Source organism: Saccharibacillus deserti (assembly GCF_013618475.1).
In the GTDB taxonomy this organism is placed as follows: domain Bacteria; phylum Bacillota; class Bacilli; order Paenibacillales; family Paenibacillaceae; genus Saccharibacillus; species Saccharibacillus deserti.
Window position 1 is genome coordinate 32,330 of sequence record NZ_JABJVN010000015.1, and the last position, 17,041, is coordinate 49,370.

The 17,041-nt window shown below is 53.6% G+C and carries 14 protein-coding genes and 1 other RNA gene; 14 read left to right on the forward strand and 1 reads right to left on the reverse strand.

All coding sequences use genetic code 11. The features are described from left to right. Positions 1–434: 434 nt before the first annotated feature. Positions 435–947: a YwhD family protein gene (locus HOP44_RS22485; protein WP_172257597.1), complete on the forward strand. Its 513-nt coding sequence runs from the start codon at positions 435–437 to the stop codon at positions 945–947. Between the two features lie 75 nt (positions 948–1,022). Here the strand turns inward: HOP44_RS22485 and HOP44_RS22490 are convergent, their stop codons facing one another. Beyond that, the gene (locus HOP44_RS22490; RefSeq protein WP_172257599.1) at positions 1,023–1,700 is read right to left on the reverse strand and encodes a DNA-3-methyladenine glycosylase; all 678 of its coding nucleotides are present in this window, start codon (positions 1,698–1,700) and stop codon (positions 1,023–1,025) included. 240 nt (positions 1,701–1,940) lie between these two features. On the opposite strand from HOP44_RS22490, the gene HOP44_RS22495 reads away from it, so the two are divergent. The 13 genes from HOP44_RS22495 to recR all read left to right on the forward strand — a co-directional run bounded on the left by HOP44_RS22495 (position 1,941) and on the right by recR (position 16,649). Further along, positions 1,941–2,375: a YwiB family protein gene (locus HOP44_RS22495; RefSeq protein WP_172257601.1), complete on the forward strand. Its 435-nt coding sequence runs from the start codon at positions 1,941–1,943 to the stop codon at positions 2,373–2,375. Beyond that, a complete protein-coding gene (argS, locus tag HOP44_RS22500) occupies positions 2,365–4,044 on the forward strand; it encodes an arginine--tRNA ligase (RefSeq protein ID WP_172257603.1) in 1,680 nt (559 codons plus the stop codon). The genes HOP44_RS22495 and argS overlap by 11 nt, the downstream gene beginning before the upstream one ends. A 261-nt stretch (positions 4,045–4,305) precedes the next feature. Further along, positions 4,306–4,806, forward strand: a complete 501-nt coding sequence (rpoE, locus tag HOP44_RS22505; RefSeq protein ID WP_216667703.1) for a DNA-directed RNA polymerase subunit delta — start codon at positions 4,306–4,308, stop codon at positions 4,804–4,806. A 312-nt stretch (positions 4,807–5,118) separates the two neighbouring features. Further along, positions 5,119–6,723: a CTP synthase gene (pyrG, locus tag HOP44_RS22510; RefSeq protein ID WP_172257607.1), complete on the forward strand. Its 1,605-nt coding sequence runs from the start codon at positions 5,119–5,121 to the stop codon at positions 6,721–6,723. 355 nt (positions 6,724–7,078) lie between these two features. Next, a complete protein-coding gene (locus HOP44_RS22515) occupies positions 7,079–7,447 on the forward strand; it encodes a response regulator (RefSeq protein ID WP_172257609.1) in 369 nt (122 codons plus the stop codon). A gap of 156 nt (positions 7,448–7,603) precedes the next feature. After that, positions 7,604–8,458: a class II fructose-1,6-bisphosphate aldolase gene (fba, locus tag HOP44_RS22520; protein ID WP_172257611.1), complete on the forward strand. Its 855-nt coding sequence runs from the start codon at positions 7,604–7,606 to the stop codon at positions 8,456–8,458. 210 nt (positions 8,459–8,668) lie between these two features. Beyond that, positions 8,669–9,922, forward strand: coding sequence for a UDP-N-acetylglucosamine 1-carboxyvinyltransferase (locus HOP44_RS22525; RefSeq protein ID WP_172257613.1), 1,254 nt, complete (start codon positions 8,669–8,671; stop codon positions 9,920–9,922). A gap of 420 nt (positions 9,923–10,342) precedes the next feature. Beyond that, complete coding sequence (rho, locus tag HOP44_RS22530; protein ID WP_172257615.1) at positions 10,343–11,695, forward strand: transcription termination factor Rho; 1,353 nt, start codon at positions 10,343–10,345, stop codon at positions 11,693–11,695. Positions 11,696–11,742: 47 nt separating this feature from the next. Beyond that, the gene (locus tag HOP44_RS22535; protein WP_172257617.1) at positions 11,743–13,017 is read left to right on the forward strand and encodes a radical SAM family protein; all 1,275 of its coding nucleotides are present in this window, start codon (positions 11,743–11,745) and stop codon (positions 13,015–13,017) included. A gap of 404 nt (positions 13,018–13,421) precedes the next feature. After that, an RNA gene (gene ffs / locus HOP44_RS22540) (signal recognition particle sRNA large type) lies at positions 13,422–13,689 on the forward strand. A gap of 222 nt (positions 13,690–13,911) precedes the next feature. Beyond that, positions 13,912–15,651 carry a DNA polymerase III subunit gamma/tau gene (gene dnaX, locus HOP44_RS22545; RefSeq protein WP_172257619.1) on the forward strand — a complete coding sequence of 580 codons (1,740 nt, stop codon included), beginning with the start codon at positions 13,912–13,914 and terminating at the stop codon, positions 15,649–15,651. Positions 15,652–15,711: 60 nt separating this feature from the next. Next, positions 15,712–16,026 (forward strand): YbaB/EbfC family nucleoid-associated protein, encoded by a 315-nt coding sequence (locus HOP44_RS22550; protein ID WP_141447902.1) that lies wholly within the window; start codon positions 15,712–15,714, stop codon positions 16,024–16,026. A gap of 26 nt (positions 16,027–16,052) precedes the next feature. Then, positions 16,053–16,649, forward strand: coding sequence for a recombination mediator RecR (recR, locus tag HOP44_RS22555; protein WP_172257621.1), 597 nt, complete (start codon positions 16,053–16,055; stop codon positions 16,647–16,649). Positions 16,650–17,041 lie beyond the last annotated feature (392 nt).

Consider the following 17,041-nt stretch of genomic DNA (forward strand, 5'->3'; position numbering starts at 1 on the left):
TAAAGCTTCGGATATTCTTCCGTCGTTGTCAAAATGCGCAATTTCTATGGCTTCAATCAAAGTTTACAAAGTTGTTACTACTCACAAAACACATTGTAGCAAAGGACTTAGCCGTTGGCAAACCTTTATTTAACATTGTTTTGATGCGCGTTTGACGCGGACCTTCCATCAAAACGGGCAAACCGCGCGGCTATGCGGTTTTGCGAAAGTTAAAAAAGAGAATGTTCACATAAATTTACGAAGCTTCCTATCTTCCGAGAGGCTTTAAAGCGACTTTACCCGACGGTTTATCAAAAAGGGACCCGGGTGTTTTGTTTTGCTTTCGTCTTTTTATCGGATAGAATAGAAGAAGATGAAGAGTTTCATGAAAAAAGATTAATTTTTTGCAAGAATTTGGATGAATTTATTCGCCGAAAGGGGTGCGGATTCCCGCCATGGAAGACAATCAGACAGGTAAAAAACAGCTGGGGCTCAACATTATCAGCAGCAGCCAAAAGAGCAGCAAACACAAGGGTTTCGGTACCGGCGCCATTAACTTAAACAATGTATCCCCGATTATCATAGACGAAGGCGAAGCCAAGATCGATGTGGGCGCCATGCACGCGAAGAGCAAAGTGGAGCGGGGCATCAAGTTTACCGCCGAGCGTGCGGATGCCGAAGGCGGACGCCGCGTATGGCTGGTCTGGGTTGCGGTGGACAAGACGGAAGAAGGCGGAAGCTATGCCGGCGCCACGGCCTGCGAGATGTGGATCAACAGCGAAACCAAGCGCGGCTTCAAGATTCTGGCCGATCACGTGAACAAACTCGATTATGCGATCAAACGCAAGATTATTCTCGGCGAAATGGACGACGAAGCCAAGACTGCGCTCAAGACGCTGCTGACGGCGCACAACGAGGAATGGTGGAACCGCTCGCCGGAAGAGCTCAAAGAAGCCCTGAGCGTTTAATCGCCCTGCCTCTTTATCGTATTTCCGCCTAAATGACGAAGAAGCGCCGATCCCTTTGCGGGACCGGCGCTTTTTTTACAAATAAAATCGCTTCGGCGGATGAGCTTTGTCGTGAATCGAGACGTACGGATGGTCTTTAATCAAAAAGCGCCAGGGTTCGGCCGCATATTCTTCCGCATAGTCGATATTGATACGCGGCCCGCACATGATCTCCAGCGAAGCGGGATCGTCGCCGGCTTCAAGATACAGCGGGCTGGTCGGTACGGTCAAGCGGCAGCCGTTGAGCGATTTGTCGATATCCAGCGCCCGGCAGAGCTTGCCCGGTCCGCCGGACAGATCGGATGCTTTCTTCGATTTGATCCTGCGGAAGAAGCGCATGCGCCGCTCGTCTTCTTCGGTAAGCGGCTCCACGGCTCGGATCAGCACGGCCTGCGGGTTGTCTTTTTCTCCCGTGACGACGTTCAGACAGTGGTACATGCCGTAGATCAGATAGATATAGGCCGGTCCCCCGGTTCCGAACATGATCTCCGTGCGGGGGGTTCGCCGGCCGCCATAGGCATGGCTGCCTTTGTCTTCGATACCGCCGTAACTCTCCGTCTCGATAATCCGGCTGCGGATCTCTCCGAATTCGGTGCGGCGTACCAGAGTCTGGCCCAGCAGCCGCGGGGACGCTTCAAGCGCGGTCGAGGCGAACAGGGAAGCCGGGAGGGGGCGGAAGCCGCCCGGCGTTGGATTCGGCGTGCGGGACTGCATCGGGGTACCTCCTTTTCGCGGATACCGGTAGGCTTTCATCGGATTCTTCTCTATTTTAATAAACGTCCGCGGCACGCGTAAACCCGGACCGGGAACTCATGTTTTCGCCAGAAACGTGGAAGCCGGCCTTTTTTTGCCCGGGGCCTGTTCGTACTCTTGGAAAGCACTAGGTCCGAATAACGGAATATGCTATAGTACTATAGAAGAAATCTTCATTAAACGGATTGGAGCGGAAGCGTTATGTCAGATACGAGCCGCGTCCTGATTACGATCAACAGCAGGCAAGGCGAAGAAACGGTCGAGCAGACGCTCGCCGGGCAGCTTTTTCGGAAAGACCGGGCCTTGTATCTTCGTTACGAGGAACCGGGCGCAAGCGGAAATCCGGGAAGCGTACGAACTCTGCTCAAGATCACGCAGGAAGAATTGAAAGTCATCCGCCACGGCGAGGTCGAATCGGAGCAGTCCTTCCGCCTAGGAAGCAGTCTGCCTGGTTTTTACCGTTCGCCTTACACGCGTTTTGCGCTGGTTACCCATACCCGGGAGCTGAGCGTACGCATGGAAGGTTCGGCGGGAGAGATTTTTTGGGCGTACGAATTGGAAGTCCATAATGCCATCTCGGGCCATTTTGCCGTTAGCTTAACCATACAGGAGGAAGTCAACCGACATGACGATTAACCCGCTCGAACAGCTTGAAAATACCGTCAGAACGGCCGTCGCTCAGGCGATTGCCAAATCCGGCCTTGTGGCCGAAGCCGATATTCCGGACATTGCGCTGGAGGTACCCAAAGACAAGACCCACGGCGATTTGTCCACCAACGCGGCGATGCAGCTGACCCGTCTCGCCAAGAAGAACCCGCGTGCGATCGCCGAAGCGATCCTCGAGAACCTGGACCGCGAATCGGCCGGGATCGAACGTGCCGAGATCGCCGGGCCGGGCTTCATCAACTTTACGCTCAACAAAAGCTATCTGTATCCGGTCGTCGGCACGATTCATGCGCAGGGCGAGAACTACGGACGGATAGAAGACGGCAAAGGCAAGCGCGTCCAGCTCGAATTCGTCAGCGCGAACCCGACCGGCAGCCTGCATCTGGGCCATGCCCGCGGAGCGGCCGTCGGCGATGCGCTCTGCAACGTACTCGACTTCGCCGGGTACGGCGTAACGCGCGAATACTACATCAACGACGCCGGCAACCAGGTCATGAACCTGTGCGTCTCGATCGAAGCCCGCTATCTTCAGGAACTGGGCCAGGATGCGCAGATGCCCGAAGACGGATATTACGGCGAGGATATCAAAGGTTTTGCCAAGGAATTGGTCGAACTTGAAGGCGACCGCCTGCTGTCGATGAGCCAGGGCGAACGGATGGAGTATCTGCGCACCTACGGGCTGGAAAAGGAAATGCAGAAGATCCGCCGCGATCTCGACCGTTTCCGGGTGCACTTCGACGTCTTCTTCAGCGAAACTTCCCTGTACGAGAACGGGCAGGTGCTGGATGCGCTCGACGAACTGCGCAGCCGCGACGAAGTCTATGAACTCGATGGAGCCACCTGGCTCAGAACGACCAAATACGGCGACGACAAAGACCGCGTGCTGATCAAGAATGACGGCACCTATACCTATCTGACACCGGATATCGCTTATCACCGCGACAAGTACGCCCGCGGTTTCGACAAGGTCATGAATATCTGGGGCGCCGATCACCACGGATACATTCCGCGGATGAAAGCCGCCATGCAGGGACTCGGCAACGATCCGGAGAAGCTGATCGTACTGATCGCGCAGATGGTCAGCCTGTTCCAGGGCGGCGAGAAGGTCAAGATGTCCAAGCGGACCGGCAAAGCCGTTACGATGGAAGAGCTGATGGACGAAGTGGGCGTCGATCCGATGCGTTACTTCTTCACGATGCGCAGCATGGATTCGCACCTCGACTTCGATATGGACCTTGCGGTTTCGACATCGAACGAGAACCCGGCTTTCTACGTACAGTACGCGCATGCGCGTATCTGCAGCATTTTCCGTCAAGCGGAAGAGAAAAATGTAGCCGTGCTGCCGCTGGAGCAGGTCGATCTGGGCAAGCTGACCGCCGAGCATGAGTACGATTTGCTCCGCAAGCTGGGCGAGCTGCCGGAAGAAATTCGCATCACCGCGGAAGGATACGCGCCGCACCGTTTGACCCGCTACGTGTACGAAGTGGCCGCGATGCTGCACAGCTACTACAAAGCGGAACGCTTCATTACGGAAGACGACGCGCTGACCCAGGCCCGTTTGGCGCTGCTTGGCGCGGTTCGCACGGTTATCGCCAACGTGCTGCGGCTCATCGGCGTATCGGCACCGGACCGGATGTAACCCCCGCTGCGGCCCTGGCGGCCGACGCGTTTTTCGGACAGGCGGCCAGGGCTGCCTAACGGCTGCGAAATCCGGAGATTCCGATGTCTTTTTTCGCGACCGCCGAAAAATCGTTCGGCCGCCTTGCTTTTTACGCGCGAATGCGTTTTACTTATGTTGACTTTTTTTGTTTGATCCGAGTTGCATTATGTTTTGAGAGGAAGTGTCCATTTGACACCTGCACCGATTGAATTGTCGATCGATAACGAGAAGATTCGCGAAATGCCGATGGTCGATTTGGCGTTCTTGATTTTGAAGAAAGCCAACGAGCCTTACTATTACCCGGACCTGATGAAAGAAGTGGCGCGTCACCGCGGCCTCACTCAGGCAGAAGCCGAGAACATGATTGCCCAGCTGTATACGGAAATCAATATCGACGGCCGTTTTGCCTGCGTAGGTACCAACCTTTGGGGTCTGAAACGCTGGTATCCGCTGGAGAAATCCGAAGATCCGATTCTCGGTACGAAACGTCCGCGTATCATCAACGACGAAGACGACGACGATCTGGAAGACGAAGCGGTATTCAGTCCGGACGAAGAAGCTTTCGATTCGGCCGATGAGGACGAGGATGACGATCTGTTCGACGCCGACGAAGAGGACGTGGACGAAGACGTAATCGTCGACGACGAGATCGAAGACGAGGAAGAAGAGATCGAAGGCGAAGAAATGGAAGAAGAAGAGGAAGAGGAAGAAGAGGAGTTCGAAGGCGAAGAAGAGCGCTAAGCGCTGTTTCGCTGTCGTATTCTTTCACGGAAGCTCTTTTTCACGGGCCCGGAGCGGCAGGAAGAACGGAATGAAAGAGCCCGTTTTCCGTGCTTGACAGCCCTCCGGCCAGAAGGTAAACTATTGCTTGGGCTTTTGATTTAGGTACGGACTTATATGGAAAAAGCGATAAAAGTGCCCCGTGGACACGGGTGTCACTTTTTTTGTTTTTTATAGGATATTTTCCATACGCACAGCCATCCGATTTGCTAGACCCGATGCGCCGGAACGTTTGCAATTTAAATATCATTACAGTACAGGGGGTTTTTTGCAGTGACCAAGTATATCTTCGTAACGGGCGGGGTTGTGTCTTCGCTTGGCAAAGGCATCACGGCCGCATCGCTCGGCAGGCTTCTCAAAAACAGAGGACTGAAAGTGACCATCCAGAAGTTCGATCCATACATCAACGTGGACCCGGGAACGATGAGCCCGTATCAGCACGGCGAAGTGTTCGTCACGGACGACGGCGCGGAAACGGACCTTGACCTCGGACACTACGAACGTTTCATCGATATCAACCTTTCGAAGAACAGCAACGTAACGACCGGCAAAGTCTATTCTTCGGTAATCAGCAAAGAACGCCGGGGCGAATACCTGGGCGGCACGGTACAGGTTATCCCGCATATCACGAACGAAATCAAGGAACGCATCATGCGTGCCGGCCGAGAGTCCGGTTCCGACGTCGTCATCACCGAAATCGGTGGTACGGTAGGCGACATCGAGAGTTTGCCGTTCCTCGAATCGATCCGTCAGCTTCGCAGCGACGTGGGCCGCGACAACGTGATGTACATTCATGTCACGCTCATTCCTTACATTAAAGCAGCCGGCGAGATCAAGACCAAGCCGACCCAACACAGTGTCAAGGAACTGCGCAGCATCGGGATTCAACCGAACGTGATCGTGTGCCGTACGGAGCACGAACTGTCCGAAGACACCAAAGCGAAGATCGGCCTGTTCTGCGATCTGGACAAAGACGCCGTCGTGGAATGCCGCGATGCGGCGACGCTGTACGAAGTTCCGTTGAATCTGCGCGCCGAAGGCCTGGACGAGATCGTCGTCAAGCATCTTAAGCTCGATACGCCGCAGCCGGACATGTCGGAATGGGAAGCGCTCGTCGACCGGATCGGCAAACTGGAAAAAACGGTCGAAATCGCGATTGTCGGCAAATACGTTGCGCTGCACGACGCTTATTTGAGCGTTGTCGAATCGCTGGCCCATGCCGGCTTCGATGCCAATGCGGACGTGAAGATCCGTTGGGTCGATGCCGAAGAAGTAACCGAAGAGAACGTCGAGGAAATGCTGGGCGGCCTCGGAGGCATTCTGGTTCCGGGCGGATTCGGCGACCGGGGGATCGAAGGCAAGATCACGGCGATCCGTTATGCACGCGAGAACAACGTTCCGTTCTTCGGCATTTGCCTCGGTATGCAGGTTTCGGTCATCGAGTACGCGCGCGCTCTGGCCAACATGGAAGGTGCAAACAGCTCGGAGATCGATCCGGCTACGACATTCCCGGTGATCGATCTGCTGCCGGAACAAAAAGACATCGAAGATCTGGGCGGCACGATGCGTCTGGGCCTGTATCCGTGCAAACTGGTGGAGGGATCCCTCGCCATGCAGTGCTACGACGACGAGCTGGTCTACGAAAGACACCGTCACCGGTATGAGTTCAACAACGCTTACCGCGAACAGATCGAAGCGGCCGGTCTGGTCATCTCCGGCACTTCGCCGGACGGCCGTCTGGTTGAAATCGTCGAACTGCCGAACCATCCTTGGTTCCTGGCGGTACAGTTCCATCCGGAATTCACTTCCAGACCGAACCGTCCCCAGCCGCTGTTCCGCGAATTTGTCAAAGCTTCGATTACGTATTCGATCAACTAGTACTAGTACCTTGACCGAATTAAATCTAAGGTTTGCGTTCATCGGAAACACGCACGGTTCAAGCGGGTTTTCGAGGGGCGTAACCTAACCTCTTTATCGGCCAAGGTACTAGGATATGGCTCGCGAGAAGGCCCGGCATCTGCCGGGCCTTCTTTTTCTTTTTGGCCCGCCGGTGTCTGGTTCGGGAAATATTCGGCCTCCCTTCTGGAATAAGCAGGAAATCGCCTTTGCAAGTCGAATAAGTTTGGGAGCAACAATCGCGTATCCGAAAGCGGAAGCTCCTGTACACGAGGAGAGCGATCGACGGAAGCGGCGACACGGCGGACGGGATCACAACGGGGGAGGACAAACGAAGATGAGCGAACACAAAATATTGATTGTCGACGACCAGAACGGAATCCGCATGCTGCTGACCGAGGTATTCGGAAGCGAAGGATACAAGACCTATCAGGCGGCAAACGGCAAGGAAGCGCTGGAGCTGCTGCAGCAGGACCGGCCCGACCTGGTACTGCTGGATATGAAAATCCCCGGCATGGACGGACTGGAAATTCTGCGACATATCAAAGCGGCCGATCCGGAGATCAAAGTGATCATGATGACCGCCTACGGGGAACTTGATATGATCAAGCAAGCCAAAGACCAGGGCGCATTGATGCATTTTACAAAACCTTTCGATATCGACGAGATGCGATTGGCCGTCGGCCGGTATTTGAAAGAGGAATAAGCGGCTGAGCCGGCGATCGCCGAACCTTTTTGTTCATGCAAATTCCTCGGAAGTTTACAACCTGCCTGTTTTGTATTTGCAGCGACAGTGGTATAATAAGCAAGTATGGATGTCGGCTCAATATAGAAATCCAACATTTAATTAGGAGGAACAACCATGCCATTAGTTTCGATGACAGACATGTTGAACAAAGCTCTCGAAGGAAAATACGCGGTGGGTCAGTTCAACATCAACAACCTCGAGTGGACACAAGCCATCCTGGGCGCTGCCGAAGAAGAAAAATCTCCGGTAATCCTCGGTGTATCCGAAGGCGCAGCTCGTCACATGGGCGGTTTCAATACAGTCGTGAAGATGGTCGAAGGCCTGCTGCTGGATATGAGCATCACCGTTCCGGTTGCCATTCACCTCGACCACGGTTCGAGCTTCGACAAATGTAAAGCGGCTCTCGATGCCGGCTTCACTTCCGTTATGATCGACGGATCGCATCACCCGATCGAAGAAAACATCGAAATGACGAAAAAAGTCGTTGAGTACGCACATGCCAAAGGCGCTTCGGTCGAAGCTGAAGTGGGTACGGTAGGCGGACAGGAAGACGACGTAATCGGCGGCATCCAGTATGCGGATCTGAACGAATGCGTACGCATCGTCAAAGAAACCGGCATCGATACACTGGCTCCTGCACTGGGTTCCGTACACGGTCCTTACCATGGCGAACCTAACCTGGGCTTCAAAGAGATGGAAGAAATCCGCGACGCGGTAAACCTTCCATTGGTTCTGCACGGCGGTACGGGTATCCCAACTCACGATATCCAAAAATCGATCTCCCTGGGCACGTCGAAAATCAACGTGAACACGGAAAACCAAATCGCATTCGCAAGAGTCGTTCGCGAAGTTCTGGCTGCAAAGCCTGACGCTTACGATCCGCGTACATTTATCGTACCGGGCCGCGACGCGATCAAAGCTACCGTTATCGGCAAGATCAAAGAATTCGGTTCGAGCAACAAAGCCTAAGCTTCCGCTTGGTGCGGCAGAGCGTTCTTTTTGCGCGTAATGTCGATTTTTTATTGCAAAATCCGAACTACTCATTCATTATGGAAAGATAACCGTTCAATCGGTGTCTTTCCATTTTGTTTTAATTCCGGCACATTCGGCTTTTGTTTCGCTCTATCATTCCAGTCTTTTTCGAATGGCTGCACATTAAGTAGGGGGACCTTTGAACTTATGGAGAAATTAATGATCACCGGTGGGCGTCCGCTCCAGGGAACGGTCACGATCAGCGGTGCGAAAAACAGTGCGATTGCGCTTATTCCCGCAGCGTTGCTTGCAGATTCCGAAGTGATATTGGACAATCTCCCGCTGCTCAGCGACGTGGCGGTTTATGCCGAGATTCTGGAAGGACTCGGTGCACGGGTATCCTGGGAAGGCAGTCAGATGCGAATCGATCCGTCGAATGTCAAATCGATTCCAATGCCTAACGGACCGGTTAAGAAACTTCGGGCTTCCTACTATATGATGGGTGCTCTGCTCGGCAGATTCGGCGAAGCGCTGATTGGGCTTCCGGGCGGCTGCAACTTTGAGCCCCGTCCGATCGACCAGCATATCAAAGGCTTCGAAGCGCTTGGGGCGACCGCGGTTAACGAACACGGCGCTATCCATTTGCATGCGGAAGAACTCCGCGGCACCAAAATCTATCTCGATGTCGCAAGCGTCGGAGCGACCATCAATATTATGCTTGCGGCCGCCAAGGCCAAAGGCTCTACCATTATCGAAAACGCGGCTAAAGAGCCTGAAATTATAGACGTAGCCACACTGCTTAATTCTATGGGAGCCAGCATCAAAGGCGTAGGTACGGAAACCATCCGGATCGAAGGCGTCCGCGAACTGCATGGCTGCCGACATTCGATCATTCCCGACCGAATCCAGGCCGGTACTTATATGATTGCTGCCGCGGCAACGCGCGGCAATGTTCTGATTGACAGCGTCATTCCCAAGCATCTTGAAGCCATAACGGCCAAGCTGCAGGAAATCGGCGTAACCGTTGAAGAAATGGACGAGAGCATCCGGATTATCGGCGGACCCACTTATCAGCATGTGGATGTCAAAGCACTCGTCTATCCGGGATTTCCGACGGATCTTCAATCGCCGATGACAAGTCTGTTGACTCAGGCCGACGGCGCGAGTGTGCTCAGCGATTTCGTATACAGCAACCGCTTCAAGCATGTTCCGGAACTGGTGCGCATGGGAGCCAAGATCCGGGTCGAAGGCCGTTCTGCGGTCATCGAAGGCGGCAAGCTTAACGCGGCCAAAGTCCAGGCGGCGGATCTGCGTGCGGGAGCCGCGCTTGTTATTGCCGGTTTGACGGTCGAAAACGGTATTACCGAAATTGAAGGCGTAGAATATATCGATCGGGGTTATGACAACCTGGTCTCGAATCTTCGCAGTCTTGGCGCGGACGTATGGCGCGAGACCGTTTGACGGAGTGCAGGCGCGGCCTTTGGCCGCGTCCGTGCTTTTTTTCCTGCCATCGAATCACTTTTTTGGAAAATGGGTAATGTTTATCGTAAATGGATGTTTCATTCTCCGTTCTTTTCATTTCCAGTCGCTTGACTCCTATCCGTTCGGGGCCTTCCCGAACCCAAATTCGATCTCCATTGCCTATCCTTTCGTTTCCCTAGAAGCTTTATTACAAACGGCGAGCATGTGAAGCCGTATATTCCAACAACCATAACGAAACCGTGTTTTTCTTCGTTCAGATAGATATACAGCTAGATAGACAGGTTCCTTGTGCCGCTTCCGAGGATGTGTTTCAGTCGATTGCCCATTCTGTCCCTGCCATGGCCTCTTCCGAAGAGAGCGGGACTTTCCATTATAAAATTGAATAGGTGGTTTTCTTACATGGATTTGCAACTTTCCGATTTGGAAGTTATGAAATTGACCGATCTTTACAAATTGGCCAAGCAGTATCAAATTTCGTATTACAGTCAGATGAAGAAAAAGGAATTGGTGTTCGCGATCCTGCGTGCACAGGCGGAGCAAAGCGGACTGATGTTTATGCAGGGCGTGCTTGAAGTTCTGCCGGAAGGTTACGGATTTCTGCGTCCGATCAACTATCTGCCAAGTACCGAAGATATTTATATCTCGGCTTCGCAAATCCGTAAATTCGATCTGCGCAGCGGAGATCTTGTGTCCGGAAAGTGCCGTGCTCCCAAAGAAAACGAACGTTACTTCGGTCTTTTGCAGGTAAATGCCGTTAACGGACTGGACCCTGCCACGGCTGCGGAACGTCTGCATTTTCCGGCGCTTACCCCTCTGTATCCGGAAAAAAAGATGCCGCTCGAGACCACGCAAAACCGTCTGTCCGCACGGATTATGGATCTGATCGCGCCGGTCGGTCTCGGTCAGCGCGGACTGATCGTCGCACCTCCGAAAGCCGGTAAAACGCAGCTGCTGAAAGAAGTGGCCAACAGCATTTCCGAAAACAACCCGGAGATCGAGCTGTTCGTGCTGCTGATCGATGAACGTCCGGAAGAAGTGACGGATATGCAGCGCTCGGTCAAAGGGGAAGTGGTCGCTTCCACCTTCGACGAACTGCCGGAGAACCATATCAAAGTAGCCGAACTGGTGCTTGAGCGCGCCCTGCGCATGGTCGAACACAAGAAAGATGTCGTCATCTTGCTCGACAGCATTACGCGCCTTGCGCGAGCCTACAATCTGGTTATCCCTCCATCCGGCCGTACGCTCAGCGGCGGTATCGATCCGGCCGCGTTCCACCGCCCGAAACGCTTCTTCGGCGCAGCCCGAAACGTTGAAGAAGGGGGGAGCTTGACCATCCTGGCCACCGCGTTGATTGACACCGGCTCCAGAATGGACGATATTATTTATGAAGAATTCAAGGGAACCGGCAATATGGAGCTGCATTTGGACCGGAAACTGGCGGAACGCCGGATTTTCCCTGCGATCGATATTCGGCGTTCCGGAACCCGGCGCGAGGAAATGCTGTTGTCCAAGGAAGAGCTGGATGCCGTATGGCATATTCGTAAAAATATGAACGATTCCTTCGACTTCATCGAAGGTTTCCTCAAGAAGTTGAAAAATGCCAAAACAAACGCCGAATTCCTGGCTTCTCTGGATACTTCCGGAGAGACAGGCAGCGCCAAATCGTCTTCGCCGTCCAAGAGCGGCGGGAATTCCGCTGCCGGCGCAGCAAGACGTCCGACACGGACCGCCACTCCCGTAACAAGCAAGTAAACGATTAAGAAACAAAGCCGCAAGCCCGCTAAAAGGAGACCTTACCCATGCATCTGGTTTACGCCGACGAGAACGGCAATGTATACGATCACCCCGAACTGCTCGCCCTGGCGCGCAGCGCCGATATGATTATCGAAATTATGGAAGACGAACTTATTCCTCTGCCGGACGGTGCGACTTTGGTCGGCCTGCCGAGCACCAAGCCGGTTGCGCTTGATCCGGAAAGCGGCGAAATGATGGCGCTGGAAGGTATGCAGGCGGTTGGAGCGCTGCTTCCGCAGGGTTTCACCCGTCTGGCTCTGCCCGGCTACGTAAAGACGGACAAAGAATATAAACTGCCACTGTTCGGCTACTCCGCTGTCGTCTGGAAAGACGGACGCTTCTATGTGACGGCCGAACAATGCGACGACCCGGAGAAGTGGAATCCGGAGAACTGCGATACCCGCGAACTTAACGGCAAAGTACACGATTTTATCGAGAAGTATCCCGATAACCGGCTGTATCAGCATTTGTCGAACTGTGCGCTCGGCTACGAATGTCTGACTTCCTCGAATACGTTCCTCGGACGCTGGGAAGGCGGAGTGCCCGTTTCTTATTCCTGTAACGCAGGCTGTTTCGGTTGTATTTCCGAACAACCTGACGACAGCGGCTTCGTTGCGCCCCAGACGCGTATGAACTTCCGTCCGAGAACGGAAGAGATGGTACAGGTCATGATGGAGCATCTGACTACGCCGGAATCGATTATCAGTTTTGGACAAGGCTGCGAGGGAGAACCTTCCACCCAGGCCAAGCTGATTATCGAAGCGATCCGCGAAGTGCGTTCGCGCACCGATATGGGCTACATCAACATCAATACCAATGCCGGTCTGTCCGACCATATCCGCGGAATCGTCGATGCGGGTCTGGATCTGATGCGCGTCAGCACGATCAGTGCCTTGGACGATCATTACAATGCTTACTACAAGCCGCGCGGTTATACGCTGGCGAACGTCGAGAAGTCGATGGCTTATGCGGCAAAACAAGGCGTCTATACTTCGATCAACTATTTGATCTTCCCCGGGGTAACCGACCGTGAGGAAGAGATCGAAGCCATGATCGAGTTTGCGCGCCGCACCGACTTGAAACTTATTCAGATGCGGAATCTGAATATCGACCCGGAAAGTTACCTCGAACTCATCCCGCCGGCCCAGGGAGAAATCCTTGGGATGAAGCAGATGCTGGGAATTTTCCGCGAAGAGCTTCCGAATGTCGTGATCGGATCGTACACCCATGTTCCTCCGGTCGATCAGCGCCGGGCGAAACCTCCGGTCGGACTCGTATAAGGTTCGCTTGATTGATTCTGCCCGGTCGCTCCGCTCGTTTCACTTCAGGGTTTGAGACAGTGGTTTCAAACAGGGGAAGTGAAGCCGAAGTCACTCTCGATCAGAATTAAGCTTGCTGTAGGGGCGGACGAGTCGTCCGCCTGAAAAGCAAGACGAAGAAGCCCGGCGGCCTATGGCTCGCCGGGCTTCTTCGCCATTTCCTTCCGGCCCCTCTTTGCTTGGAGGGGCCGGAAGGGCCCGTTTCGGGTCGAAGCGGCTTTTGGCTTTCCCCTCGTGCCGGAACCGATGTGTTCCGGCACTGGAAAACAACCCGAGTGCCGATCGAAACGGGACCTTCCCGCGGCCGGCTGCAACATTGCCGGCCTGTTTGCGTTTTCTATTTGCATCCCGTATAATAGAAAGTGCCGTGCTAGATGGGGAGGTAGCGGTGCCCTGTAACTCGCAATCCGCTATAGCGAGGTTGAATTCCCGTTCGAGGTCATGTCCTGTAAGGTTTGGTCTCTACACATAATGTTGACGGTCGGGTCCTCCGCAATGAGCTCTTGTGAACCTGGTCAGGTCCGGAAGGAAGCAGCCATAAGCAGGTCCGCTTTTGTGCCGGAGGGTGGCCTGGCCCGAGTTGTTGTGTAGAGGTGCCGCTTGGATGGCATTGTATCGAAGACGGGTGCACGGTTTTATTTTATTGATCAAACGACCGACATCTTTGCCGAAGGCGAAGGTGTTTTTTGTTTTTTTTATCCGCGAAAAGCCCTGCAAAAAAGTTGGGTTCATCCGCTTCAAAAGGCCCGCGCGCCGTTTTTATCCGTGCGGAAATATAGTATAATAAAGGGACGACGACGATTCATTTTTGTCTGAATGAACCCGATTTCAAGTCCGATTAAAAAGGAGCCGCTGATGGAACATATTGCGCTTTACCGTGCTTGGCGGCCTCAGTCGTTCCAAGACATGGTAGGACAACAGCATATTATCCGAACGCTGCAGAACGCCATACGCGAACAGCGGGTATCCCATGCCTATTTGTTCAGCGGACCGCGGGGGACGGGCAAGACGAGCGCCGCAAAGATTCTGGCCAAAGCCGTCAACTGCGAAAAGGGACCCGCTCCCGAACCGTGCAACGAATGCGAAACGTGCAAACGTATCTCATCCGGAGCGGTGATGGACGTACTCGAGATCGATGCCGCCTCCAACCGTGGGGTGGAAGAGATCCGGGACCTGCGCGACAAGATCAAATACGCCCCGACCGAAGTGCGGCGTAAAGTTTATATTATCGACGAAGTGCATATGCTCACGACGGAAGCGTTCAATGCCCTGCTGAAGACGCTGGAAGAACCGCCTGAGCATGCGATGTTCATTTTGGCTACAACGGAACCGCACCGGCTGCCGGCTACGATCATTTCGCGCTGCCAACGGTTCGATTTCCGCCGTGTTTCGCTCGAGGAGCAGACGGGAAGGCTGACCGAAATCTGCCGCGAAGAGAAGATCGAAGCCGAAGAGAGTGCCCTGCAGTACATCGCCCGTCTGTCCGACGGAGGGATGCGCGATGCGCTGAGCGTACTGGATCAGATCTCCGCTTTTACCGATGGCAAAGTCACGTATGACCAGGTGCTGAACATGACGGGGGGCATTGCCTCCGAACAGTTCTCGGCATTGGCCGAATCCTTGTCTTCCAAAGACGCCGGAGGCGTGCTGCAGACGGTGGAGAACTGGATGCAGGAAGGCAAAAGCGCCGACAAATGCATGGAGAATCTTTTGTATTATTTCCGCGACCTGCTGATGATCAAAATGGTGCCCAACTCGGAGCACATGACGGAACGGGTGCTGGATGCGGCGTCTTTTCACACGATAGCGGAGCGTTTTACCAAAGAAAACCTGTTCCGCACTCTCGATACGCTCAGCCGCTACCAGAACGAAATGAAATATGCGGCCAATCCGCAGATGCTGTTTGAAGTGGCCCTGCTGAACCTGGTCAGTCAAGGCGACCGCGTCGAACTGCCGGTGCAGGGAGAGGTTTCGTCTTCGAGCGCGCCTCCCGCCGATTCGCAGGCCGTCAAACGTCTGGAAGGCCGGATTGCCGAACTCGAGAAGAAGCTGGACCAAGCGATCCGCGGCGGTATGCCGTCCTCCGGGGGAGGCGAAGCGGCAGGCGGTCGGCCGGCTGCTCGCCCGAACACGCCGCGCGTATCCCGGATGGCCAAGCTCCCTTCGCATATGGATCAATACCTGGCGAGAAGAGAGGACTCTTCTTTCAAGGAGATCCGGGGCAAGTGGAACCAGGTGCTGCAGCGGGTAAAAGAAGAGAAGGTAACGGTTCATGCCTGGTTTACCAACGGTGAACCGGTGTCGGCGCTGGACGACTCCGTTTTGGTGGCATTCAAAAACGATATTCACCGCGAAACGATCGAAAAGCCCGCCAATCGCCAGGTCGTCGAGCAGGTGATGGCCGAGTGTCTGGGCGGAGAATGGCATCTGGTCACGATTATGCAGAAAGATTGGAATGAATCTGCAGAATCGGCTTCTTGTTCGAAGTCCGAAGTCCTGGAGCTTCAACACGAAGAAGAAGGCGGCAGCAAAGAACCCTGGGTAGATGAAGCGTTGAACCTGTTCGGGGAAAACCTGGTTGTCATTAAAGAATAAGTGCTGCCCGGCGCTTTGCTTCGCGAAGAAGCCGAGGTCCAATTCAAAGGAGAGATCGTAATGAATAACAACATGAACCAAATGATGAAACAAGTGAAGAAGATGCAGGAACAAATGATGAAAGCACAGGAGGAACTCGGTACGAAAAAAGTCGAAGGTACTTCCGGCGGCGGCGTGGTAAGCGTTGAAGTCAACGGACACAAAAAAGTGATCGCGATCAACATCAAACCCGAAGCGGTAGATCCGGACGACGTGGAAATGCTGCAGGATCTCATCCTGACGGCTGTTAACGATGCGCTGACCAAAGCCGAAGAACTGGCAAACCAGGACATGGGCAAATTCACGAACGGTATGAAAATCCCGGGCCTGTTCTAAACTATTCGTAAAAGGGAAGTGTGGCCTTGCATTATCCGGAGCCGATTGCCAAACTGATCGAATCGTTCAGCCGTCTGCCCGGAATCGGGCCGAAAACGGCGGCGAGACTGGCTTTTCATGTGCTTAATATGAAAGAAGACGATGTGATCGATTTCGCCAAGGCGCTTGTAAGCGTGAAACGCAACCTGCATTTTTGTACAGTCTGCGGCAATATCACGGATACGGACCCCTGCCGGATCTGTCAGGACAAGTCCCGTGATGCGTCCGTGATCTGCGTGGTGCAGGATGCGAAAGATCTCGTGGCCATGGAGCGTACCCGGGAATTCGACGGTTACTATCATGTGCTGCATGGAGCCATTTCTCCTATGGAAGGAATCGGTCCCGACGATATTCGTCTCAAAGAACTGTTGAACCGTCTGAGCGATGAGCGGGTGCAGGAGCTGATTCTGGCGACCAACCCAAATATCGAAGGCGAAGCGACAGCCATGTACATTTCCCGCTTGGTACGTCCTTTTGGAATCAAAGTAACGCGGATCGCCCATGGACTGCCGGTAGGCGGAGATCTGGAATATGCGGATGAAGTGACATTGTCCAAAGCTTTGGAAGGGCGCAGAGAACTTTAAAAGTCTGGCTTTCCAGGTAGAGGAAGAGCTGCGGCTGCGGGAGAAAAATCCTGCAGCCGCATTTTTAATGTCTTTTCTCGAAACAAGGCTGACAGAAAAGCGTTTTCAATGTATAATCTATATATTGTATTCGAGCCTAGATCGCTTGTTACGATAAAGAATAAAGCAAAATGAATAAAAATGAAAAATAGTGTTGACTAGCTATTTGGCGATATGCTACATTAATAAACGGCTCTTCGAGAGAAGATCTTCATAGCAAGTCGGCAAACGAGCGTTGAAAAAGAATTGAAAAATAATGCTTGACGAATTGCTCGACACTGTGATAGGATATAAAAGTCGCCGCTGAGAAACACGGCGCCGAACGAAAGAAACCGAATAACCGAGTTTGTTCC

Coding starts and splice junctions, on each gene's coding strand:
- HOP44_RS22485 (WP_172257597.1), top strand. CDS start 435: ATGGAAGACAATCAGACAGGTAAAAAACAGCTGGGGCTCAACATTATC.
- HOP44_RS22490 (WP_172257599.1), bottom strand. CDS start 1,700: ATGCAGTCCCGCACGCCGAATCCAACGCCGGGCGGCTTCCGCCCCCTC.
- HOP44_RS22495 (WP_172257601.1), top strand. CDS start 1,941: ATGTCAGATACGAGCCGCGTCCTGATTACGATCAACAGCAGGCAAGGC.
- argS (WP_172257603.1), top strand. CDS start 2,365: ATGACGATTAACCCGCTCGAACAGCTTGAAAATACCGTCAGAACGGCC.
- rpoE (WP_216667703.1), top strand. CDS start 4,306: ATGCCGATGGTCGATTTGGCGTTCTTGATTTTGAAGAAAGCCAACGAG.
- HOP44_RS22515 (WP_172257609.1), top strand. CDS start 7,079: ATGAGCGAACACAAAATATTGATTGTCGACGACCAGAACGGAATCCGC.
- fba (WP_172257611.1), top strand. CDS start 7,604: ATGCCATTAGTTTCGATGACAGACATGTTGAACAAAGCTCTCGAAGGA.
- HOP44_RS22525 (WP_172257613.1), top strand. CDS start 8,669: ATGGAGAAATTAATGATCACCGGTGGGCGTCCGCTCCAGGGAACGGTC.
- rho (WP_172257615.1), top strand. CDS start 10,343: ATGGATTTGCAACTTTCCGATTTGGAAGTTATGAAATTGACCGATCTT.
- HOP44_RS22535 (WP_172257617.1), top strand. CDS start 11,743: ATGCATCTGGTTTACGCCGACGAGAACGGCAATGTATACGATCACCCC.
- dnaX (WP_172257619.1), top strand. CDS start 13,912: ATGGAACATATTGCGCTTTACCGTGCTTGGCGGCCTCAGTCGTTCCAA.
- HOP44_RS22550 (WP_141447902.1), top strand. CDS start 15,712: ATGAATAACAACATGAACCAAATGATGAAACAAGTGAAGAAGATGCAG.